The sequence below is a fragment of the Hyunsoonleella sp. J2K-J805 genome, from assembly GCF_057167125.1.
Map to the genome: position 1 here is coordinate 1313970 of NZ_CM169901.1, position 16921 is coordinate 1330890.

Below are 16921 nucleotides of genomic sequence, written 5' to 3' on the forward strand. Positions count from 1 at the left end.
GGTTAAATGCCTAGAATGCAACATTATCAAAAATAATAGAATTATCTATGAAATACCAAATATTTCGATGAAATACATTTATATTGATTAAATTAAACTCAAATAATCGATGAAATACACTTACTAGTGTTATTATAAAATATAGAAAGAATTAGATTACATTAATATATAAAAACATCTATCTCACAATAACGCACTAAAATTTAAAACAAATAACAAAAAACCCAATAAGATTGGGTTTGTTTTCACGCCGATATTATGTATTTCTTACTTAATGAAATTCGCTATACTCATGCAGCGATTTTAGAGTTTCTTCGTAAAATATTATGGCAGAAACCAAATCATTGGTATCAGAATAAGGTAATATTCGTTTTTGAAATTCTGAGTTCTTATCTAAAAACTCATCCGTAGCATCAAATTGATCGTCTAAAGCTTTTCTATTATCACTATCATTTGGAATACCTAAACTAGACATGGTAACTCCAGGTTTTGTAGCAAATGCAATATATGGTATTAGTTTTACCAAGCTTTCAATTCTTTCAACATACAGCACCAGCAACTCACCTTTTGCCATTCTATCTAGCTCATCTTTACTATGATATTTTTTTATCGCTACGCCATCGCTAATAATACTTTTTGGCTGTTTCTTTTTTTGTGCAAAACCGACACCAGAAATTAATAAAAAGCAAAAACTAAGAAAAAAAAAATTCGTTTTCATGGATTATGATTTGGGTTTAGACCGCTAATTTATGTAATTTATCGTAAAAAACAATCATTTTATCGATTTTTTTAAACAAATTTCACTTAAATCGTACTTCCAATTCAATCTAATTAAATTAAAAAATACATATTTGATTAAGAATTAATTATACTATTCGTTTTTTCATCCTAACTAATAAAGTACTTTTACCGCTTAAATTTAGCACATGAACTTATCACAGGTAAAACTTGTAGTCACTGATATGGACGGCACTTTATTAAATGCCCAACACGAAGTAAGCCCTTTATTTTTTGAACTTTTTAAAAAGTTAAAAAAGCACAATATCATATTTGTTGCCGCAAGTGGCAGACCTTATTATGGGATGGTAGATAAACTAAGCACCATAAAAGACAATATGCTTATAGTTGCAGAAAATGGTGGTTTAGCGATTATAAATGACAAAGTGCTTCTATCCAACCCCATTAAACAAAAAAATCTAATTAGATTTATTAAAATAATTAACACAATTAAAAATGCGCACCCAGTGTTTTGCACACGCCATAGAGCATATGTGATGAGCAAATCTGAAAAATTGCTAGGGTTATTATCAGAATACTACCATAATTACAAGGTAATTGACAATACAGATACCATTGAGGAAGAGGTGTATAAAATTGCTTTGTTTCATGAAGAAAGTTCTGAAAAATTTATATACCCACATATTAAGCAACTAGAATCAGAATTTAAGGTGAAACTATCAGCTACGCATTGGGTAGATATTTCTGAAAACATTGCTAATAAAGGCACAGCCGTTAAACAAATACAACAAAAATATAGTATAAGTTCAAAGGAGACTTTAGCTTTTGGAGATTACAATAACGACTTGGAGATGCTTGAAAATGCTTATTTTAGTTTTGCAATGGAAAATGCGCATCCTTCAGTAAAATCAGTTGCGCGATTTGAAACTAAAAGCAATAACGACCTAGGAGTTGAAGTAATACTTCAAAAGCTATTGGAAGAAAAAGAAAAATTGGTTGCTAAACCATAAGTTTTTATCTTTATTACGCAACCTTTACTTATTTTATACATCATTATAAAAAAAGAACATACCTATTTATCATGAATTTTAAGTTTATAGCTCTAATAATATCGCTATTCTTCATACTTGGTTGCAGTGTTAATGATAATACCCCAGAAATACAAGATCAACAAGAAGCACAAGTTTTTCAATGGCATTTAACAAATGTTTCTGGCGGTATTGCTGCTGTTGATATTGATTTTGAAGTTGATACCGTTATATGGGTTTTTAGTGTTGACCTTGTGGGCAATGGATTTCTAAATGTACAAAATCATAATTTGGACATTTCTCAAGAAGATGGTTTAGATACTGGAGTTTATTCTATCTCTATCCCTGTGCACCACTCTCAATCTATTCTTTTTATCAATGGCGAGGAATATGCAGGGTTACTCACCCCTACAGAAGAAGATTTAATCGTAAATCAGAACATCAAATCATCTGGTGCTACTGGCTCAGACGGATTTGTTTACACCTTTAAACGTAAGGTTGTAACTGAAACGACTAATTAGGTTTTTTGTTTTTTCTTTTTTGCTGCAGGAAATAATACGTTGTTAAGAATTAGGCGGTAGCCAGGTGAAGTAGGGTGTAAATCTAACTCTGTTTTTGGATCTCCTACCCTGTGTTGGTAATCCTCTGGGTCATGACCACCATAAAATGTAAAGAACCCTTTACCTTTAATGCCATGAACATATTTGGCTTCTCCATTAGTTCTGTTTTCTCCCATTATCAATACATTGGATTTTATTTCATCCCTTGTAAATGCGGTGGTTTGTCCCATAAACCCTTTAACTAATGCTGTATGATTTTGACATAGCATGCTTGGAATTGGGTCCCATTTTGCAGAAAACTCCATAAGAGAGAAATAATCTGTTGTTTTAGAAATAGCGCGCTTTCGTGTAGTATCTATCGACGAAAACTCATAAACCTTGGGGTTTCTTTCCAATAGAAAGTTGGTAAAAGCAAAAGTTTTATTGAAATCAATTTTATTCTGATATGCGGGGTCGCTACCATCGCCATCAAACATAGGTTCGCAAATATCAATGCCTTCCGCAGCGAGTGCTATATCAAAACTATCAGTAGCGCTGCACATGGCAAACATAAAGCCTCCGCCTAAAACGTAATTGCGTATTTTTAGTGCAACATCTAGTTTTGCATCAGATACCTTTGCGTATCCAAGTTTTGTTGCCAGTGCTTCTGCTTCTTTCTTCTCTTGTATATACCAAGATGATGAGCGATACATCCCGTAAAACTTGCCGTATTGCCCTGTGAAATCTTCATGGTGTAAATGCAACCAATCAAAAAGTAAAAGCCCATCATTTAAAACTTCTTCATCATAAACGGTTTCATAAGGAATTTCAGCATACTTCAAAACCATAGTAACAGCATCGTCCCATGGCAGTTTGCCTTTAGGCGTATAAACAGCTATTTTTGGAGCTTTCTCCAAAACGATAGCTTCCATATTTTGACTTGGACTTGCTATCTCTTCAAGAATGCTTTCGGCTTTTCCATTGGAAATAACTTCAAAGGAAACACCTCTAATTTGGCATTCTTGCTGAATTGCCTCAGTATCTGGTAATAAAAAAGAGCCTCCCCTGTAATTCAATAACCATTTTACCTTTAGCTGCTTTTCTAGCGTCCAATAGGTAATCCCGTAAGCCTTTAGATGGTTTTTTTGAGTTTCTGCATCCATTGGGACAAGGATATAGGATGCATAAGCAGGATAGCATAATCCAATCAAAAATAATACAAGAATTATCTTTTTCAATTTTAAAATAATTTCTTTGAAAGATAATTAAAAAAGTGGATTGCAAGAATTGTTTAAGAAAAGATTACGATTTATAGTTTTCCAAAAAAGTTTGTAATATCAAAATAATAAGTCCTCTTTTTGTCCTCTTTTAGGTCTTTAATAATAATTACATCGTAACTCTTATCCCCATCATGTACTAAAGATTGTTGCACTAAACTCCAATCAAAACCTCTCCGTCCTTCTTTTTTGCGAATAAACTCATATTCTAATGGAATGCCCTCCATACTACCGCTAGCATAAATAATGACGGCATCCTCTTGGGATAAGCCAGAACTCTCAACATAATATGCCTTGGAATCCGAACTAACAGCTTTTGCAGTAGAAGAGCCAATTGATTTTGATCCCCCACAGGAAATAAATGTTACTAAAAACAGCAGCAAACATGTATACTTTGTGACTGTTTTTATCTTAAAAAGGTACATCGTTATCATCTTCCTCATCATTAAAAGAACTTCCAAAAGCTTGATCCGGACTTGCTGTAAAATTATCTGTTTTAAACGTATCGTCATTAGCCGCTGCATTCATTTTGCTATGGAATTCGAAAGGTGAATCAAAATCGTCCAAATTATCAAACTTACCTAAATGGCCGATAAATTTTAATCGAATATTATCCAGACCACCATTTCTGTGCTTAGCTATAATAAATTCTGCCTGCCCTTCTGTTGGTGTGCGCTCCTCATCATCCCATTCGTCAATCTTGTAATACTCTGGTCTGTAAATAAAACTAACAATATCAGCATCTTGCTCAATGGCTCCAGATTCACGTAAGTCGGACAGCAAAGGTCTTTTACTACCACCTCGCGTTTCAACAGCTCTGGATAACTGAGATAATGCAATTACCGGAACGTTTAATTCTTTAGCCAAAGCCTTAAGATTTCTAGAAATCATCGAAATTTCCTGTTCGCGATTTCCTGAATGACTGCTTCCGCCTGTCATTAACTGCAAATAATCAATCATTATCAATTTGATACCATGCTGCGAGGATAGGCGTCTCGCTTTTGCGCGTAAATCGAAGATGGATAATGACGGTGTATCATCAATAAATAATGGCGCTTTTTCTAAATCCTTTACTTTTACATTTAGTTGCTCCCATTCATGCTTTTCCAATTTTCCAGTTCTCAATTTTTCTGACGATAATCCAGTTTCACTTGAAATAAGACGCGTAATTAATTGCACAGATGCCATCTCTAATGAGAAAAAAGCTACTGGAATATTTTGGTCTACTGCGATATTTCTGGCCATAGAAAGCGTAAGTGCAGTTTTACCCATACCGGGACGTGCTGCAACAATAATCAAATCAGACGGCTGCCAACCCGATGTAAGTTTATCCAGCTTATGAAACCCTGTTGGAATACCACTTAAACCCTCTTTATTTGAAATTTCCTCAATTTTCTTTTTGGCTTGAATTACTAATTCTTGGGCCGTTTCACTGGATTTTTTAATATTCCCTTGAGTAACTTCGTAAAGTTTTGATTCTGCCTTGTCCAATAAATCAAAAACATCCTTGGTTTCATCGTACGAATCTTCAATAATTTCGTTTGAAATTTTAATCAAGCTTCGCTGAATAAACTTTTGAAGTATAATGCGTGCATGAAACTCAATGTGAGCAGAAGATGATACTTTTTGCGTTAACGAAATCAGGTAAAAATCGCCACCAACCATTTCCAGTTTTCCGTTTTTCTTTAGTTGCGTGGAAACGGTTAATAAGTCCACAGGTTCGCTTCCTTCAAATAACTGAAAAATGGATTCAAATATAAGTTGATGTGCCTCTTTGTAAAATGCATCAGGACTCAAAATGTCGATTACCTCATCAACACCTTTTTTATCAATCATCATTGCTCCAAGCACAACTTCTTCTAAATCAACTGCTTGAGGAGGTATTTTGCCCTTCTCCAGGTTGATAATCGTACTTTTATCTACTTTATACCCTGTTATTTGGTTAGGTTGCTTCATGGCCACGAAAATATACAAATAAAGTCTTGCATTTTAAAAATTTAGACTTTCGTTGTGAACGCTTCATTAACAAAAGAACTGTTAATAACTTAATTCTATTGTTAATAACCGCAAAAAAAATCTGAAGCAAAAACTTCAGATTTTTTATCTTTTGGCTTTAAAGGAGTTACCCTTTATACACTCCCATATTTGAGTATTTTTCTAATCTTTGGTTCACCAAATCTGTTGGTGATAAGTTTTTTAGCTCTCCAAAATGTTTTTCAATAGCCGTAATTACTGTCTTAAATGTTTTTTCCCTATCTCTGTGAGCTCCACCTAATGGTTCCTTTACAATAGCGTCTATTAACTTCAACTTTTTCATATCCGTTGCAGTTAATTTTAAGGCCTCCGCAGCAGTTTCCTTATGCTCCCAACTGCGCCACAAAATAGATGAACAGGATTCTGGAGAGATCACCGAATACCAAGTGTTTTCTAACATCAACACTCTATCTCCAACACCTATACCCAATGCACCACCAGAAGCACCTTCGCCAATAATAATGGTTATAATAGGCACTTTAAGGCGTGTCATCTCTAAAATATTTCTGGCTATGGCCTCACCTTGACCTCGTTCTTCAGCTTCTAATCCTGGATAGGCCCCAGGTGTATCAAGTAATGTTACTACTGGAATTCCAAATTTTTCGGCAGATTTCATTAACCGCAGTGCCTTTCTATAGCCTTCAGGGTTTGCCATACCAAAATTTCTATACTGCCGTGTTTTTGTATTATACCCTTTTTGCTGGCCAATGAACATGTAACTTTGGTCACCTATTTTTCCCAAACCTCCAATCATGGCCTTATCATCTTTAAAACTTCTGTCTCCATGAAGTTCTAAAAATGTGTCACCGCAAATGGCTTTGATATAATCTAAGGTATATGGTCTATTAGGATGTCTTGACAACTGTACACGCTGCCATGGCGTAAGATTTTTATAAATATCAGTTGTTGTCTTTTTTAGCTTCTTCTCAATTTGCTCGCAAGTTTCAGTAACATCAACTTCGCTCTCCTCTCCAATAATTTTGCATTTTTGAAGTTGATCTTCGAGCTCTTTTATTGGTAATTCAAATTCTAAATATTCCATAAGAACTTAATTCGGTTTTCAGTTAGCATACAAAACTAAGGAATTTATTTTGTTTCAATTTTAGAAATCATTGGATTTGTTTTCGTTTGAATGCATGTTTGTTTTTTAAAATACCATTTAATATTACGGTTCCTATTATCATTATTGCGCCATAATAGAAATCTGCACTCATTTTTTCACTATCAGGATATAGGATAATTGCCAGTAATATTCCATAAACGGGTTCTAAATTATAGGTGAGTACGACGGTGAACGGGCTAATAAGTTTCATAACATAAACGGCTGCAATAAAGGCATAAGCAGTACAGATGGAAGCCAGTATAAATAAATACCAAAAATCTTTAGTGCTTAGTTTAAAAAAGTCTGCAGAAAAGCCTCCTTTAAATAAAGTAATGAATATGGAAATGAAAAATACGCCACTAATAAATTCGTAAAATGATATGACAGTTGCGGAATGACGCTTAAGAAAGACGCCATTTAACACCGCAAATAAGGATGAAAAAAATGCAGATGAAATACCAAGTATAATACCAGTTAAATACTTTATTTCACCTTTTGTGATGATGAATACCCCTATAATCACTAATACTCCAAATACAATTTCGTAGCCAATAATTTTTCTTTTGTAAAATATTGGTTCTATAAAAGAGGCAAAAAAAGCACCGGTTGAAAACATTGCCAATGCGATGGAGATATTGGCTGCATCTATGGCAGCAAAAAAGGTAATCCAATGTAATGCAATGATGATACCTGCCAATGATAGTCTCACAATAGACCTATTGTCTATTTTTAACTTAATTTTTCTAATCTTTATAAAAAGAAACATTAAGATGGTTGCCATAGCCATGCGATACCACACTAATGGAATTGCTGTGATTGAAATTTCTTTTCCTAAAATAGCCGTAAAACCAGCAATAAATACTAAAAGATGTAAATGAAGGTAATTCTTAGCTTTAGCGTTTGGCATTATATAAAAGATAGATAGCTAAAATACCAAAAATGAAGTTGGGAAACCATACTGCTATTACTGGAGGAAAGTTAGATTGTTGTGCCATTACACCAAATATTTTGTCGAAAAACACAAAAACCATGGCGATACAAATACCAAGAGCTAAATTAACCCCCATACCACCACGACGTTTTATGGACGACACCGCAACGGCGATAATAGTTAAAATAAATATTGAAACAGGTAAACTCCATTTTCTATACAGCACCAATTTATAACGTCCTATATTTGAAGACCCTCTTGCTTCTTCTTTTTTTATGAAATTTGTTAACTCTGGATATGATAAGGTTTCAGCAATATAAATAACAGGTGTAAGATCTTCAGCTTCAAAAGAAAACAATGTATCCTTTCTCCTTTGAATTTCTAAAGTGTCTCCTAATGGCCCAACTTTTCTTTTTACATAATCTATCAACCTATAGGAAGAGTCTTTATCAATATATCTGATGCTTCGAGCACTAATTTTATATACTAGTTCATTATTTTCAAGATGCTCTAGCGTAAAATTCTGCCCTAGTTTGTTTTTAGAATCGTAGCTGCTTACGTATATAAAATCGTTATCATTTATCTGCCTGTAAACATTTTTATTGTCCACAGCACTTTTCCCTCTCTTAAAATATTTGTAGTCAAATTCATTGAAGCCTTTACTAGCTTCTGGTGCTAAAAACATCCCCAAAAAAAGCGCAAATGCAGCGGTAATTGAAGCACCATACAAATACGGCTTAAGGAATCTTGAGAAAGACACACCCGAACTTAAAAAAGCAATAATCTCGGTATTATTTGCCAATTTTGAAGTAAACCATATTACGGATAAAAATAAGAAAAGTGGAAAGAGTAGGTTTGCAAAATAAATTGTAAAATCTAAATAAAACAACGCTACTTCATTAAAAGGCACATCGTTATCTAGTATCTTCCCGATTTTTTCAGCTAAATTCACTGTAATTCCTATTGGAATAAACAGCAATAACATCATCAAAAATGTAAATAAGTAACGTTTTAATATGTACCAATCTAGAATTTTCACCTAAGCGCGCCTATTACAATCGTTTATCCATTTGTTTCACCATCTTGTTTTTCCATGCTGCAAAGTCCCCTGCTAATATATGTTTTCTTGCCTCGCGAACCAACCAGAGGTAAAACCCCAAGTTATGAATTGTGGCGATTTGTTTTCCCAATAATTCATTTACTGTAAACAAATGACGCAAATAGGCTTTACTGTATTCAGTGTCCACGAATGTAATTGCCATATCATCAATAGGCGAAAAATCATCTTCCCATTTCTTATTTTTTATATTTATGGTACCATAAGCGGTGAACAACATTCCGTTTCTAGCATTTCGTGTTGGCATTACACAATCAAACATATCAATACCTAACGCAATATTTTCCAAAATATTGATTGGAGTGCCCACTCCCATTAAATATCTTGGTTTGTCTTCTGGCAAAACGTTGCAAACTACCTCAGTCATGGCGTACATTTCCTCGGCGGGTTCGCCAACCGATAAACCACCAATGGCATTACCAACTGCTCCGGCATTCGCAATATATTCCGCTGATTGAATTCGTAAATCTTTATATGTACTTCCTTGAACTATCGGAAAAAATGCTTGACTATAATCGTATTTTAAAGGTGTTTTTTCTAAATGATTAATACATCTATCCAGCCACCTATGCGTCATGTGCATAGAGCGTTTGGCATAATTATAATCACAAGGGTATGGTGTGCACTCATCAAATGCCATAATAATATCCGCACCAATGGTTCGCTGAATTTCCATCACATTCTCAGGTGTAAAAACATGATAGCTACCATCAATATGTGACTTAAATTTTACGCCTTCCTCTTTAATCTTTCTATTGGCTGATAGTGAATAGACTTGGTAGCCACCAGAATCGGTCAAAATATTTCTGTCCCAATTCATGAATTTATGAAGTCCCCCAGCCTTTTCAATAATATTGGTTTGCGGTCTTAGATACAAATGATAAGTGTTTCCAAGAATAATATCAGGATTGATATCTTTCTTAAGTTCGCGTTGATGTACTCCTTTTACAGTGGCTACAGTACCTACCGGCATAAAAATGGGCGTTTCAATAACACCATGATCGGTAGTAATAGTTCCAGCCCTCGCTTTACTTTGGGAATCTGTTTGCTTTAAATTGAATTTCATATACCTAATTCCAGCCGCAAACCTACATATTTTATAGCAAAAAAAACAAACTATTCAGCACTACTTAATGTTTAAGTAGATTTATGAAAAATAGAATATTAATGCTTTGTAAAACTATTGCAATACCCTATTTTTGTGCTGCAAAAAATAATTTAACATGCCAAACATTAAACACTTAGAAGATATCTGTACACAAGTACGAAGAGATATTTTGAGACAGGTACACAAGGTCAATTCTGGACATCCAGGAGGCTCTCTAGGATGCACTGAATTTTTCGTTGCACTATACAACGAAATTATGGACAGAAAAGATGAATTTGAAATGGACGGAATTGGTGAAGACTTGTTCTTTCTATCAAATGGGCACATTTCACCTGTATTTTATAGTGTTTTGGCTAGAGCTGGATATTTTCCAGTTGAAGAGTTAAATACATTTAGATTAATTGATTCTCGTTTACAAGGACATCCTACGACACACGAAGGTCTTCCTGGAGTAAGAATAGCGTCTGGTTCTTTAGGGCAAGGTATGAGTGTTGCCATTGGTGCGGCACAAGCCAAAAAGCTAAACAATGATGATAAAATAGTATATACGCTTCATGGTGATGGAGAGTTACAGGAAGGGCAAAATTGGGAAGCCATAATGTATGCCTCAGCAAAAAAAGTTGATAATCTAATTTCTACTATCGACTTAAACGGACAGCAGATTGATGGTTCGACCGATGATGTACTACCAATGGGAAGTATAAAAGCAAAATTTGAAGCTTTTGGTTGGACTGTTTTAGATATTGAAGAAGGTAATAAACTTGAAGCTGTTTTAAACGGTATGGCAAAAGCCAAAGCAGAAACTGGTAAAGGAAAACCTGTTTGTGTTTTACTTAGAACTGTTATGGGTAATGGTGTAGATTTTATGATGTATACACACGCATGGCATGGAAAAGCGCCGAACGATGAACAATTGGCAATAGGCTTAGAACAAAACCCAGAAACTTTGGGAGATTACTAACCACTTACTCAAACAATAATGAAAACATATACATACACAGAAAAAAAGGATACTAGAAGTGGTTTTGGAGCTGGTTTAGCTGAACTGGGTAGAACCAATCCAGATGTGGTTGCCCTTTGTGCAGACCTCATCGGTTCATTAAAAATGAACGAGTTTATTAAGGAAAACCCAGAACGCTTTTTTCAAGTAGGAATTGCAGAAGCTAATATGATGGGAATTGCAGCAGGTTTAACTATTGGAGGAAAAATTCCATTTACGGGAACTTTCGCCAACTTTTCTACTGGACGCGTTTATGATCAAATTCGTCAGTCTATAGCATATTCAGGAAAGAACGTAAAAATATGTGCATCGCATGCTGGCTTAACTTTAGGTGAAGATGGTGCAACTCACCAAATTCTTGAGGATATTGGGATGATGAAAATGTTACCGGGAATGACGGTAATTAACCCATGTGATTTCAATCAAACAAAAGCTGCTACCATAGCAATTGCCGAATATGAAGGCCCCGTGTATTTACGTTTTGGACGCCCGTCCGTTCCAATTTTTACGCCTGCAGATCAAAAATTTGAAATTGGTAAAGCCATTAAATTTACCGAAGGAACAGACGTTACTATTGTAGCCACAGGACATCTAGTTTGGGAAGCTTTAGAAGCTTCAAAAGTGTTACATGAATCCGGAATTTCTGCCGAAGTCATCAATATCCACACCATAAAACCCTTAGACGAAACTGCTATATTGGAATCAGTTGCTAAAACAGGATGTGTGGTCACTGCTGAAGAACATAATATTTTTGGTGGTTTGGGTGAAAGTGTTGCTAGACTGCTAGCGATTAACACCCCTACTCCTCAAGAATTTGTCGGCACCAATGATACATTTGGAGAATCTGGTACACCTGCACAACTCATGGATAAATACGGATTAAATAGTACTGCCATTGTTGAGAAAGCTAAAAAAGTAATTTCAAGAAAATAAAAGTTCTATTATACTTAATAAAAAAGGTTTTGTCTTAGTTGACAAAACCTTTTTTTTGAAAATTCTTCTCTATAAAAGATAATAGGAAATTGGTTTAAGTTTTTCTGCAAGACTAGAAAAACCATAAATTTACGTTAACATTTAAGGATCAGTCTTTCTTTTACAAAACTCAACATTTATCTTTATAGGAATAAAACACCATTTATTATGAGCGACACTTCTAAAATAACCCTTCAATACAAAGGAAAAAACATTGAAATAAAGCCTTTAGTAGAAAAAGTTTTAACAGCTGACGAACAAGCTAAATTAACACCTGATAGTGTGATTAAAAGTTTAAAGGAAGGCAACCATAGGTTTGTAAATAATGAGCTTACCGCCAGAGATCATACTGTACAGATAAGAAAAACAACCAATGGGCAATTCCCAAAAGCAGTAATCTTATCCTGTTTAGATAGCAGAATTCCTGTTGAAGATGTTTTTGATAAGGGAATTGGCGATCTTTTTGTAGCGCGTGTAGCTGGTAACTTTGTAAATGAAGATATTTTAGGTAGTATGGAGTTTGGTTGTAAAGTTGCAGGATCTAAAGTTATTCTTGTAATGGGTCATGAGCACTGTGGTGCTGTAAAAGCAGCGGTTGATGATGTAAAATTAGGCAATATTACTGCTATGCTTTCTAAAATTCGGCCTGTAGTAGAAAAGTTAAGTAGTTCTTATGATGGCGACAAAACCTCTAAGAATCCAGAATTTGTACATATGGTTTGTGAGCAAAATGTAAAGAAAACTATAAATGACATTAGAGAAAAGAGCCCTATACTTAAAGAAATGGAAGATAGTAATGAGATAAAAATAGTAGGTGCTGTTTATGACATGGATACCGGTAAGGTAGACTTCATATAAAAAAAGAACCACCTATCTTGATATAAAAGGTTCTCTCAAATCATTTAATTTGAGAGAACCTTTTTGAGTTATTAATCTTATTTGTTAAAATATTTAACGTTTGGCAACGTTTTTGATATTATACTTGACATCAAATCTTAAAACGAATAATTATGAAAAAATCGAATGAATTACAAAAGGAACTAAAAAGCCAATTTTCTACGGTTAAACTCATTCTGTTACTAGCAGCCGTTGTACTTTTATCACTTTCCAGTTTTGCGCAAACACAAACTGGTTTTGGTTTAAAAGGCGGGTTAAACTATAATGGAAATGGTGATTACATCGAGTCTATAGGAGATAATGCCGAAAATCCCGATAGAAATATTGGGTATCACGTGGGTATTTTTGGCAAAATTGGACAAAAAGTATATTTAAGACCAGAATTAGTTTACACAAAAACTAAAAGTGACTACAGAAATGATAGTTTCGAAATGAGCAAACTAGATGCTCCAGTATTAGTTGGTATAAAAGTTTTAGGTCCCTTAAGCGTATTTGGTGGCCCTTCTTTTCAATACATACTAGATTCAGAATTCGATAATATCTCAATAAATAATATTGAAAACGATTTCTCGGTAGGACTTAATTTTGGAATAAGTTTTAATTTAAAGAAAGTAGGTATTGACCTAAGATACGAAAGAGGTTTTAGTGATAATGAAGCCAGCTTCATAAATAATAATATAGGAGGAAATCCTCAAAGTAGATTAGATACACGACCAGATCAATTAATTTTAAGTTTAGCGATTATCCTATAAGCGCAATTCAACAACATAGAAAAGCCCACTTTCTAAAAAGTGGGCTTTTTTTATTTTGAATCGTTAGCTTCAGGGTCTAAATATCTTGGCAAACCAGGATTAATAGGACTCATGTCGTTTGTTGGGTCGCCATCGCCATCAATATCTTCATTAATGGTTAAAACCCCATCACCATCATCATCAGGATCTACAAAATCTGGTATGCCGTTACCATCTGTATCATCATCTGGTTCATCTTCATCATTTGAAGCAAAAAACTGATCACCAAACTCTCCAGTTGTTACAAACTTTTCTAAATGTGAAGGGACTCCATCTAAATCATAATCAGTCTCAAAAGTCTGCAATAAATCAAATTTAAAAACTAATGGAGAGTATGCTGGTATACCAGGTCTCGTATTTGCGTAATATGCTAAACCTGACGGCAGAAACATAACCCCAGAACCATGATTGTCAAAAGTTATTGTACCATCTCCATTTTCATCGAATGATTGTGCAGCGTTAAACTGTGGAAACACTTTTTTCCAACCGACAATAGTACCTGAAACATCAGCACCATTTCCTACCAAATCAAGATCAATTGGCGTAACTACTGCATCAAAAACAGTTTCATTAAGTAAAAACCCTTCATATACTACCCTAACTCTATCTGAAAAATTTGGAGTTTTGCCTTCGCCCTTATTTAATTGTAAAATATAGTATTTGTATTCAGTGTCAGCAAATAAAGTAGTTTTCACCTGCACAGCATCATTGGTATCGTCTCCATCGTCAGTGTATAGTACCCTGTCGGTTGCATTAGGCAAAACCCCATTTTCTGGCACTTCTCCAATAATTAAATCTGAAACATTTATATTAGTATTACCTTCAAAATCTCCGGCATTGTAGTAATGAGAGGTTAAATATTTAACTATAGAATCGTTATCTGCCATTTGCTGCTCCACACGATCTCTAACAACAACTTCTGGAATATCGATATTATCGTCGTCATTATTGCAAGACCAAAATGTAAGTACAACAACAAATATTATAGCACCTATTTTTCTTAAACTCATTATTGCTTATTTTTGGCGTGCAAGATACAATTTTAATGCAATCTTGTACAAAAACATTAACGTTGTTTTTATAAAAATTGTATGCGAATAGATAAGTATTTATGGTGTGTGAGGTACTACAAAACAAGAACCTTAGCAACTACAGCTTGTAAAAAAGGTCATATTAAGGTAAACGGCGATACCGTAAAACCTAGTCGTGAAGTTTACCCTACTGATAAAATTGAATTACGTAAAAATCAAATTAATTATCAACTGACTGTAAATGATATTCCGCCAAACAGAATTTCTGCAAAACTCGTTGATATTTATCGTACAGATACCACTCCTAAAACCGAATTTGAAGCGCAAGAATTATTAAAATATTCTAAAGACTATTACAGAAAAAAAGGAACTGGCAGACCTACTAAAAAAGATAGAAGGGATATTGACGATTTTAATACTGAAAATGATTAATTTTAAACTTTAATTTTTACCAAAGTTTCATGAACTTAAAGGATAACGTTATTTTAAATCATAAGGAAATACAGCATAAGATAAAGCGTATTGCATTTCAAATTTATGAATCCAATGTGGACGAAAATGAGGTAATAATTGCTGGGATTGGACATAATGGGCATGTTTTAGCTAAAAAATTAAAAACTATTCTTGAAGATATTTCTGAGATCAAATCCGTACTTTGTAAGGTTACTATTGATAAAAAAAATCCATTAGAGCCAATATCAACGTCTCTTAAACCTAAAGATTACGCCAATAAATCGGTAATTTTGGTGGATGATGTTCTTAATTCAGGCACTACATTGATATATAGTGTAAAACATTTTTTAGATGTTCCTCTAAAGCAATTTAAAACGGCTGTTTTAGTAAATAGAAATCATAAAAAATATCCAGTAAAAGCGGATTTTAAAGGGATCTCATTATCTACATCCTTACATGAACATGTACAGGTAGATTTAAAAGGCAAAACACATCAAGTTGTATTAGAATAATTCTAAAATAATAGCTTCTACAATGTCTATTTTTTCTTTATCGTCCGTAACAATATGGTACTTTGCCTTATTGTAAAACTGTGCGCGCTCAAAAAGGTGTTTGCCAACAAATTCCTGCATTAATGCCTCGGTTGCAATATGAGCTATTAATGGGCGTTTTGCCTTTTTCTTGAATAACTTTTTAGACAAAAATGAAACAGAACCCTTTAGGTAAATAGAAACTGCATTTTTAGCACATGATATAAGCTCCATATTGCCCGCGAAACAAGGAGTACCGCCTCCTAATGCTAAAACGGTATGCTCTTTTGTTTGCAGTAATGTTTTAAGATATTCTGTTTCTTTCTTCCTAAAGTAGATTTCACCTTTATTTTTAAAAATGTCAGCAACCGATGCATTTTCTTTTTCTATAATATAGTCGTCTAAATCGATTAAATTATAGTTTAATTTTTCCGCTAAAATCTTACCTACGGATGACTTACCCGACCCCATATAACCTAATAAAACTATAACCATTATATTACTTGTAATTGATTATTAAAAACATACATATCCTTGCTGCAAAAAAACAAAAAATTATATTAAAAAAGCATTGTTTTATTAATTAAACGTTCTATATTTGCACCCGCTAATGGGAATTTTTGTTGTCAAATACAAGACCGGGTAGCTCAGTTGGTAGAGCATCTCCCTTTTAAGGAGAGGGTCCTGGGTTCGAGCCCCAGCCCGGTCACAAAAAAAGTTAAGCTTTATCGCTTAACTTTTTTTATTTTAGCATCTCTCAAAAATAAGCACACGTGGCGGAATTGGTAGACGCGCTGCCTTGAGGGGGCAGTGTCTGTAAGGACGTGGAGGTTCGAATCCTCTCGTGTGCACTTTTTTTATTACTTAAACCTGCATCGAATAGTAACTGATATTTCTTTTCCAACCATAAATCCTCCATTAGTCCATAATTTAAAGTCTTTTCGCTGAATTTTTAAAGTCCTTTTTAACTCTTTATTTCGATATTCTAATGGTATACTTACCGTTTTACTTATGCCATGCAACGATAATTTACCTGTTACATACAGTGAATCCCCTTTATTCTAAATAATACTTTAAATAAAACAAATATTAGGAAACTGTTCAACATCAACAAAATCCTCTCCCCTTAAATGGTTATCCCTTTTGGTATTATCAGAATTGATAGTTCTTGCATCAAGACAAACATTGATGTAACTTTTACAAGGGCTAAATTCATCGAAAGTAATTTCACCTTTCATGCCACTTATATCCCCCTCAACTGCTCTAACCTTCATGTTGCTGACGGAAAATAAAATATTAGAGTTTTCAGTATCAATTTCTTGAGCATTAATGGGTAATAGTAAAATTATAAATGAGGACAAGAATCAATGTTT

At 34.1% G+C, this 16921-nt stretch carries 18 protein-coding genes, 2 tRNA genes and 1 pseudogene; 10 read left to right on the forward strand and 11 right to left on the reverse strand.

Going from position 1 to position 16921, the window contains the following annotated elements; all coding sequences use genetic code 11:
* Positions 1-271: 271 nt before the first annotated feature.
* On the reverse strand, positions 272-718 hold the full coding sequence (locus AC1B0Z_RS05730; protein ID WP_483794654.1) for a hypothetical protein: 447 nt from the start codon (positions 716-718) through the stop codon (positions 272-274).
* Between the two features lie 208 nt (positions 719-926).
* Between AC1B0Z_RS05730 and AC1B0Z_RS05735 the strand changes: the two genes are divergently transcribed.
* Entirely contained in the window at positions 927-1748 is an 822-nt protein-coding gene (locus tag AC1B0Z_RS05735; protein ID WP_483794655.1) for an HAD family hydrolase, read from the forward strand.
* 71 nt (positions 1749-1819) lie between these two features.
* A complete protein-coding gene (locus AC1B0Z_RS05740; RefSeq protein WP_483794656.1) occupies positions 1820-2287 on the forward strand; it encodes a hypothetical protein in 468 nt (155 codons plus the stop codon).
* Here AC1B0Z_RS05740 and AC1B0Z_RS05745 read toward each other — a convergent pair.
* The 7 genes from AC1B0Z_RS05745 to tgt form a co-directional block, all read right to left on the reverse strand.
* Positions 2284-3468: an asparagine synthetase B gene (locus tag AC1B0Z_RS05745; protein WP_483795258.1), complete on the reverse strand. Its 1185-nt coding sequence runs from the start codon at positions 3466-3468 to the stop codon at positions 2284-2286. The genes AC1B0Z_RS05740 and AC1B0Z_RS05745 overlap by 4 nt on opposite strands.
* 146 nt (positions 3469-3614) lie before the next feature.
* Positions 3615-4016: a hypothetical protein gene (locus tag AC1B0Z_RS05750; RefSeq protein ID WP_483794658.1), complete on the reverse strand. Its 402-nt coding sequence runs from the start codon at positions 4014-4016 to the stop codon at positions 3615-3617.
* Positions 3994-5538 carry a replicative DNA helicase gene (dnaB, locus tag AC1B0Z_RS05755; protein WP_483794660.1) on the reverse strand — a complete coding sequence of 515 codons (1545 nt, stop codon included), beginning with the start codon at positions 5536-5538 and terminating at the stop codon, positions 3994-3996. The genes AC1B0Z_RS05750 and dnaB overlap by 23 nt, the downstream gene beginning before the upstream one ends.
* Positions 5539-5704: 166 nt before the next feature.
* Positions 5705-6658, reverse strand: coding sequence for an acetyl-CoA carboxylase carboxyltransferase subunit alpha (locus tag AC1B0Z_RS05760; protein ID WP_483794662.1), 954 nt, complete (start codon positions 6656-6658; stop codon positions 5705-5707).
* A gap of 67 nt (positions 6659-6725) precedes the next feature.
* A complete protein-coding gene (locus AC1B0Z_RS05765) occupies positions 6726-7625 on the reverse strand; it encodes a DMT family transporter (protein ID WP_483794664.1) in 900 nt (299 codons plus the stop codon).
* Positions 7612-8688 carry an LptF/LptG family permease gene (locus AC1B0Z_RS05770; RefSeq protein WP_483794666.1) on the reverse strand — a complete coding sequence of 359 codons (1077 nt, stop codon included), beginning with the start codon at positions 8686-8688 and terminating at the stop codon, positions 7612-7614. The genes AC1B0Z_RS05765 and AC1B0Z_RS05770 overlap by 14 nt, the downstream gene beginning before the upstream one ends.
* A 13-nt stretch (positions 8689-8701) precedes the next feature.
* Positions 8702-9832: a tRNA guanosine(34) transglycosylase Tgt gene (gene tgt / locus AC1B0Z_RS05775; protein WP_483794667.1), complete on the reverse strand. Its 1131-nt coding sequence runs from the start codon at positions 9830-9832 to the stop codon at positions 8702-8704.
* Positions 9833-9989: 157 nt separating this feature from the next.
* Between tgt and AC1B0Z_RS05780 the strand changes: the two genes are divergently transcribed.
* The 4 genes from AC1B0Z_RS05780 to AC1B0Z_RS05795 all read left to right on the forward strand — a co-directional run bounded on the left by AC1B0Z_RS05780 (position 9990) and on the right by AC1B0Z_RS05795 (position 13495).
* Entirely contained in the window at positions 9990-10835 is an 846-nt protein-coding gene (locus tag AC1B0Z_RS05780; protein ID WP_483794669.1) for a transketolase, read from the forward strand.
* An 18-nt stretch (positions 10836-10853) separates the two neighbouring features.
* Entirely contained in the window at positions 10854-11807 is a 954-nt protein-coding gene (locus AC1B0Z_RS05785; protein ID WP_483794671.1) for a transketolase family protein, read from the forward strand.
* A 207-nt stretch (positions 11808-12014) separates the two neighbouring features.
* A complete protein-coding gene (locus AC1B0Z_RS05790; protein WP_483794672.1) occupies positions 12015-12704 on the forward strand; it encodes a carbonic anhydrase family protein in 690 nt (229 codons plus the stop codon).
* Positions 12705-12856: 152 nt separating this feature from the next.
* A complete protein-coding gene (locus AC1B0Z_RS05795; RefSeq protein WP_483794673.1) occupies positions 12857-13495 on the forward strand; it encodes an outer membrane beta-barrel protein in 639 nt (212 codons plus the stop codon).
* A gap of 50 nt (positions 13496-13545) precedes the next feature.
* Here AC1B0Z_RS05795 and AC1B0Z_RS05800 read toward each other — a convergent pair whose 3' ends face one another.
* Complete coding sequence (locus AC1B0Z_RS05800) at positions 13546-14544, reverse strand: FKBP-type peptidyl-prolyl cis-trans isomerase (protein ID WP_483794675.1); 999 nt, start codon at positions 14542-14544, stop codon at positions 13546-13548.
* Positions 14545-14625: 81 nt separating this feature from the next.
* Between AC1B0Z_RS05800 and AC1B0Z_RS05805 the strand changes: the two genes are divergently transcribed.
* Both AC1B0Z_RS05805 and AC1B0Z_RS05810 read left to right on the forward strand, forming a co-directional pair.
* Positions 14626-14997, forward strand: a complete 372-nt coding sequence (locus tag AC1B0Z_RS05805; RefSeq protein WP_130963326.1) for an RNA-binding S4 domain-containing protein — start codon at positions 14626-14628, stop codon at positions 14995-14997.
* A 29-nt stretch (positions 14998-15026) separates the two neighbouring features.
* Complete coding sequence (locus AC1B0Z_RS05810; protein WP_483794676.1) at positions 15027-15530, forward strand: phosphoribosyltransferase family protein; 504 nt, start codon at positions 15027-15029, stop codon at positions 15528-15530.
* Here AC1B0Z_RS05810 and AC1B0Z_RS05815 read toward each other — a convergent pair.
* On the reverse strand, positions 15522-16043 hold the full coding sequence (locus tag AC1B0Z_RS05815) for a shikimate kinase (protein ID WP_483794678.1): 522 nt from the start codon (positions 16041-16043) through the stop codon (positions 15522-15524). The genes AC1B0Z_RS05810 and AC1B0Z_RS05815 overlap by 9 nt on opposite strands.
* A 141-nt stretch (positions 16044-16184) precedes the next feature.
* Between AC1B0Z_RS05815 and AC1B0Z_RS05820 the strand changes: the two genes are divergently transcribed.
* A tRNA-Lys gene (locus AC1B0Z_RS05820) sits at positions 16185-16257 on the forward strand.
* 58 nt (positions 16258-16315) lie between these two features.
* Positions 16316-16399: transfer RNA gene (locus tag AC1B0Z_RS05825), tRNA-Leu, on the forward strand.
* Between the two features lie 9 nt (positions 16400-16408).
* Here the strand turns inward: AC1B0Z_RS05825 and AC1B0Z_RS05830 are convergent.
* Positions 16409-16909, reverse strand: a pseudogene (locus tag AC1B0Z_RS05830) (YceI family protein).
* Positions 16910-16921: the final 12 nt, after the last annotated feature.

Bases quoted from the DNA above. Each gene is read 5' to 3' on its own strand.
- AC1B0Z_RS05730 (WP_483794654.1), bottom strand. From the start codon at position 718: ATGAAAACGAATTTTTTTTTTCTTAGTTTTTGCTTTTTATTAATTTCT.
- AC1B0Z_RS05735 (WP_483794655.1), top strand. From the start codon at position 927: ATGAACTTATCACAGGTAAAACTTGTAGTCACTGATATGGACGGCACT.
- AC1B0Z_RS05740 (WP_483794656.1), top strand. From the start codon at position 1,820: ATGAATTTTAAGTTTATAGCTCTAATAATATCGCTATTCTTCATACTT.
- AC1B0Z_RS05745 (WP_483795258.1), bottom strand. From the start codon at position 3,468: ATGGATGCAGAAACTCAAAAAAACCATCTAAAGGCTTACGGGATTACC.
- AC1B0Z_RS05750 (WP_483794658.1), bottom strand. From the start codon at position 4,016: ATGATAACGATGTACCTTTTTAAGATAAAAACAGTCACAAAGTATACA.
- dnaB (WP_483794660.1), bottom strand. From the start codon at position 5,538: ATGAAGCAACCTAACCAAATAACAGGGTATAAAGTAGATAAAAGTACG.
- AC1B0Z_RS05760 (WP_483794662.1), bottom strand. From the start codon at position 6,658: ATGGAATATTTAGAATTTGAATTACCAATAAAAGAGCTCGAAGATCAA.
- AC1B0Z_RS05765 (WP_483794664.1), bottom strand. From the start codon at position 7,625: ATGCCAAACGCTAAAGCTAAGAATTACCTTCATTTACATCTTTTAGTA.
- tgt (WP_483794667.1), bottom strand. From the start codon at position 9,832: ATGAAATTCAATTTAAAGCAAACAGATTCCCAAAGTAAAGCGAGGGCT.
- AC1B0Z_RS05780 (WP_483794669.1), top strand. From the start codon at position 9,990: ATGCCAAACATTAAACACTTAGAAGATATCTGTACACAAGTACGAAGA.
- AC1B0Z_RS05785 (WP_483794671.1), top strand. From the start codon at position 10,854: ATGAAAACATATACATACACAGAAAAAAAGGATACTAGAAGTGGTTTT.
- AC1B0Z_RS05790 (WP_483794672.1), top strand. From the start codon at position 12,015: ATGAGCGACACTTCTAAAATAACCCTTCAATACAAAGGAAAAAACATT.
- AC1B0Z_RS05795 (WP_483794673.1), top strand. From the start codon at position 12,857: ATGAAAAAATCGAATGAATTACAAAAGGAACTAAAAAGCCAATTTTCT.
- AC1B0Z_RS05800 (WP_483794675.1), bottom strand. From the start codon at position 14,544: ATGAGTTTAAGAAAAATAGGTGCTATAATATTTGTTGTTGTACTTACA.
- AC1B0Z_RS05805 (WP_130963326.1), top strand. From the start codon at position 14,626: ATGCGAATAGATAAGTATTTATGGTGTGTGAGGTACTACAAAACAAGA.
- AC1B0Z_RS05810 (WP_483794676.1), top strand. From the start codon at position 15,027: ATGAACTTAAAGGATAACGTTATTTTAAATCATAAGGAAATACAGCAT.
- AC1B0Z_RS05815 (WP_483794678.1), bottom strand. From the start codon at position 16,043: ATGGTTATAGTTTTATTAGGTTATATGGGGTCGGGTAAGTCATCCGTA.